The 4,414-nt window shown below is 69.9% G+C and carries 5 protein-coding genes and 1 pseudogene; all 6 read left to right on the forward strand.

The window, feature by feature from the left end:
* Nucleotides 1-499 (forward strand): annotated as a pseudogene (locus ABNT58_RS17310) (histone deacetylase); the annotation flags it as partial.
* The gene (locus tag ABNT58_RS17315) at nt 487-945 is read left to right on the forward strand and encodes a thioesterase family protein (RefSeq protein ID WP_348754689.1); all 459 of its coding nucleotides are present in this window, start codon (nt 487-489) and stop codon (nt 943-945) included. The pseudogene ABNT58_RS17310 and the gene ABNT58_RS17315, both read left to right, overlap by 13 nt.
* Nucleotides 942-1,649, forward strand: a complete 708-nt coding sequence (locus tag ABNT58_RS17320) for a nitroreductase (RefSeq protein ID WP_348754690.1) — start codon at nt 942-944, stop codon at nt 1,647-1,649. The genes ABNT58_RS17315 and ABNT58_RS17320 overlap by 4 nt, the downstream gene beginning before the upstream one ends.
* Nucleotides 1,650-1,674: 25 nt before the next feature.
* The gene (locus tag ABNT58_RS17325; RefSeq protein WP_348754691.1) at nt 1,675-2,649 is read left to right on the forward strand and encodes a D-glycerate dehydrogenase; all 975 of its coding nucleotides are present in this window, start codon (nt 1,675-1,677) and stop codon (nt 2,647-2,649) included.
* Complete coding sequence (locus tag ABNT58_RS17330) at nt 2,646-3,137, forward strand: OsmC family protein (RefSeq protein WP_348754692.1); 492 nt, start codon at nt 2,646-2,648, stop codon at nt 3,135-3,137. The genes ABNT58_RS17325 and ABNT58_RS17330 overlap by 4 nt, the downstream gene beginning before the upstream one ends.
* Before the next feature lie 27 nt (nt 3,138-3,164).
* Nucleotides 3,165-4,414 (forward strand): DNA recombination protein RmuC (gene rmuC, locus ABNT58_RS17335; RefSeq protein ID WP_348754693.1); only part of this gene is annotated, 1,250 nt, incomplete at its 3' end.

The following is a 4,414-nucleotide window of genomic DNA, read 5'->3' on the forward strand; positions in this document are numbered from 1 at the left end:
GGCGGTGATCGACCTCGACGTGCACCAGGGCAACGGCACCGCGTCCATCTTTGCCGACGACGACAGCGTGTTCACGCTGTCGCTGCACGGTGCGCGCAACTTTCCGTTCCGCAAGGAGGCCAGCGACCTCGACCTGGAGCTGCCCGACGGCTGCACCGATGCGCTGTACCTGGACACGCTGGACCAGGCCCTGCACATGCTGTGGCTGAGCCATGCGCAGGGGCTGCCCGGCCTGGTGTTCTACCTGGCCGGCGCCGACCCGCACGAAGGCGACCGGCTGGGCCGCCTCAAGCTCACCCATGCCGGCCTGGCCGAGCGCGACCGCCGCGTGCTGGCCGCCTGCCGCGAGCGCGGCGTGCCGGTGGCCATCAGCATGGCGGGCGGCTACGGGCATGTGATCGACGACTCGGTGGCGGTGCACCTGCAGACGCTGCGCGAGGCGCAGGCCCAGTGGACCGCCTGGCAGGCTGCGCGGCCGGTGGAAGAATGCGGCGCATGAGCGAAGCCGTACGCCCCCAGCCGCAGCCCCGCAGCGCCTACCGTCACTTCAGCGCGGTGCCCACGCGCTGGATGGACAACGACGTCTACGGGCACGTCAACAACGTCGTGTACTACAGCTATTTCGACACCGCGGTGAACCGCTACCTGATCGAGGCCGGCGCGCTCGATCCGCAGGCGGGCCACAGCATCGGGCTGGTGATCGAGACGCACTGCAACTACTTCGCCTCACTCAGCTTTCCGCAGGTGGTGGAAGCCGGCCTGCGCGTGGCCAGCGTGGGCCGCAGCAGCGTGCGCTACGAGATCGGCCTCTTCGGCCAGGGCGAGCCGATGTGTGCCGCGGCCGGCCACTTCGTGCATGTGTACGTGGACCGGGAGACCCGCCGGCCGATGGCCTTGCCGCCTGCGCTGCAGGCGGCGCTGCAGCCACTGCGGGTGGACCTGTGACGGACGACTCCCAGCGCCAGGCGGCCACCGCCGCCGTCGATGAGGCCATCACCTCCCGCCGCTCGATCCGCCGCTTCCTGCCCACGCCGGTGCCGCGGCCGATGATCGAGGACATCCTGCGTGTGGCCGCGCAGGCGCCTTCTGGCAGCAACGTGCAGCCCTGGCAGGTGTACGTGCTCACCGGCCAGCGTCTGGCCCACCTGTGCGACCAGCTGGTGGCTGCGCACGACGACCCCGCCGTGCGCGCCCGGCACCAGGCCGAATACGCGTACTACCCCACCGAGTGGTTCGAGCCCTACCTGGCGCGCCGCCGCGCCACCGGCTGGGGCCTGTACAGCCTGCTGGGCATCGGCAAAACCGACCGTGAACGCATGCATGCGCAGCACGGCCGCAACTTCCGCTTCTTCGATGCGCCGGTGGGCCTGATCTTCACCATCGACCGGCGGCTGCAGCAAGGCAGCTGGCTCGACTACGGCATGTTCCTGCAGAACATCATGGTGGCCGCCCGTGCCCGCGGCCTGGACACCTGCCCGCAGGCCGCCTTCATCGAGTGGCACCGCATCGTGCTGCCGCACGTGGGCGCCCCCGACCATGAGGCGCTGGTGTGCGGCATGGCCATGGGCCATGCCGACCGCGAGGCGCCCGAGAACCGCCTGCGCACCGAGCGTGCGCCGGTGGCCGAATTCACCCGTTTCCTCGACTGAGAAACCTTTGACAGAGGTGCAGCCCATGCCTTCCGTGCTCGTCACCCGAGAGATCTTTCCTGAAACCCTGCAGCGCCTGGCCAGGCACTTCCAGGTCACGCCCAACGAAGGCGACCTGACCTGGGCGCCCGGTGCACTCGCCCAGCGCCTGGCCGGCCATGAAGGCGTGCTGGTGGCCGGCGGCGAGCGCATCGATGCTGCGCTGCTGGACGCCAACCCGCAGCTCAAGGCCGTGTGCAACATGGCGGTGGGCTACAACAACATCGACGTGCCGGCCTGCACCGCCCGCGGTGTGCTGGTGACCAACACGCCCGACGTGCTGACTGAGACCACCGCCGACTTCGGCTTCGCGCTGATGATGGCCACCGCCCGCCGCATCGCCGAAGGCGAGCATTACCTGCGCGCCGGGAAGTGGACCCGCTGGTCCTACGACCTGCTGACCGGCAGCGACGTGCACGGCGCCACGCTGGGCATCCTGGGCATGGGCCGCATCGGCCAGGGCATCGCCCGGCGCGGTGCGCTGGGCTTCGGCATGCAGGTGATCTACCACAACCGCAGCCGCCTGCCGGCAGACCAGGAAGCGCCCATCCACGCCCGCTACGTGAGCAAGGAAGAACTGCTGCGCGAGGCCGACCACCTGGTGCTGGTGCTGCCGTATTCGCCGGCCAGCCACCATGCCATCGGCGCTGGGGAGCTGGCGCTGATGAAGCCCACCGCCACGCTGACCAACATCGCCCGCGGCGGCATCGTGGACGATGCGGCGCTGGCCGAGGCCTTGAAGCAGGGCACCATCGCCGCTGCCGGGCTGGACGTGTTCGAGGGCGAGCCCAGCGTGCACCCCGCGCTGCTGCAGGTGCCCAACGTGGTGCTCACGCCGCACATCGCCAGCGCCACCGTGCGCACCCGCCGCGCGATGGCCGACCTGGCGGCCGACAACCTGATCGCCGCGTTGACCGGTGGCCGGGCGCCGACGCCGGTGAATCCCGAGGTGATGGCATGAGCGGTGGTGCTTCCCAGCATGAGGCGCTGGTGACCTGGCAGCGCGCCGAGGGTGAGGCCTTCACCGACAACCGCTACAGCCGCCGCCATGCCTGGCGCTTCGACGGCGGGGCGGAAGTGGCCGCTTCTTCGTCGCCGCATGCGGTGCGGCTGCCGTTCTCCGACCCGTCGGCGGTCGACCCCGAAGAAGCCTTCGTCGCTTCGCTGGCCAGCTGCCACATGCTGTGGTTCCTCTCCATCGCGGCGCAGCGCGGCTTTTGCGTCGACCGCTACCACGACGCCGCCACCGGCACGATGCAGAGGAACGCGGCCGGCAAGGTGGCCATCACCGCGGTCACGCTCAAGCCCGAGGTGCGCTTTTCGGGCAGCCGTGTGCCCACGTCGCAAGAGCTGGCCGAGATGCACCATGAGGCGCATGAGCAGTGCTTCATCGCCAATTCGGTGAATTCCGAGATCGTCTGCGAGCCGGTGATGCCCCCGGGCGGCTGACCCGGCAGGGTGGCCGAGAATGGCGGCATGCCCGCCCTTGAAACGCTTGTTTTCGCCCTGCTCGTCGTCACCCTCGTCGTTCTGGTTCTGCTGGTCGTGCTGCTGCTGCGCGGCCGTGGCCCCGATGCCGGCGCCCTGTTGCAGGAACTGGCGCAGTCAATGCGCAGCGACGGCCAGCGCCTGGAGCGCGAACTGCGCGACGAGGTGGGGCGCAGCGGGAGCACCACGCGACAGGACCTGGCGCGTGACCTGGGCGCCACCCGCCAGGAACTGGCCCGCGAACTGAGCGGCAGCCGCCAGGAACTCGGCCAGGCCCTGGCCACCTTCCAGCAGACGCTGCTGGCCCAGTCCGGCGACGTGGCCCGCACGCAGAACGAACAGATCGACACCTTCCGCACCCAGCTGGGCGCGATGCAGCAAGGCCTGAATGCCGCGCTGCTGGCCGGCCGCGAGGCGCAGGACAACGCGCTGCGCCGCTTCGGCGACAGCCTGGGCGAGCAGCTGCGCAGCCTGTCGGAAGCCAACGACAAGCGCCTGGCCGAAGTGCGCAGCACGGTGGAAGCCAAGCTGGCCGCCATCCAGCAGGACAACGAGAAAAAGCTGGAGCAGATGCGTGCCACCGTGGACGAGAAGCTGCACGCCACGCTGGAGCAGCGCCTGGGCGAGAGCTTCAAGCAGGTGGCCGAGCGGCTGGAGCAGGTGCACAAGGGCCTGGGCGAGATGCAGGTGCTGGCGCGCGACGTGGGCTCGCTCAACCGGGTGCTCACCAACGTCAAGACGCGCGGCATCTTTGGTGAAGTGCAGCTGGCCGGCCTGCTGGAGCAGGTGTTCACGCCCGAGCAGTACGCCACCAACGTGGAAACGCTGACCGGCAGCGGCGCCCGCGTGGAGTTTGCGATCCGCCTGCCCGGCCGCCGCGACGACGGCGCGCCGCTGTGGCTGCCGATCGACGCCAAGTTTCCGCGCGAAGACTACGAGCGCCTGCTGGAAGCGCAGGAGCGCGCCGACCCGGTGGCGGTGGAGGCGGCCTCCAAGGCCATCGAAGCGCACCTGCGGCGCGAGGCCAGGAGCATCCGCGAGAAGTACGTGGCGCCGCCGCACACCACCGACTTCGGCATTCTCTTTGTGCCCACCGAGGGCTTGTATGCCGAGGCGCTGCGCCGGCCCGGCCTGGTGGAATCGCTGCAGCGTGAACACAAGGTGATGCTGGCCGGCCCCACCACGCTGCTGGCCACCCTGAGCAGCCTGCAGATGGGCTTTCGCACGCTGGCTTTGGA

This window comes from uncultured Aquincola sp. (assembly GCF_964001545.1).
In the GTDB taxonomy this organism is placed as follows: domain Bacteria; phylum Pseudomonadota; class Gammaproteobacteria; order Burkholderiales; family Burkholderiaceae_C; genus Aquincola.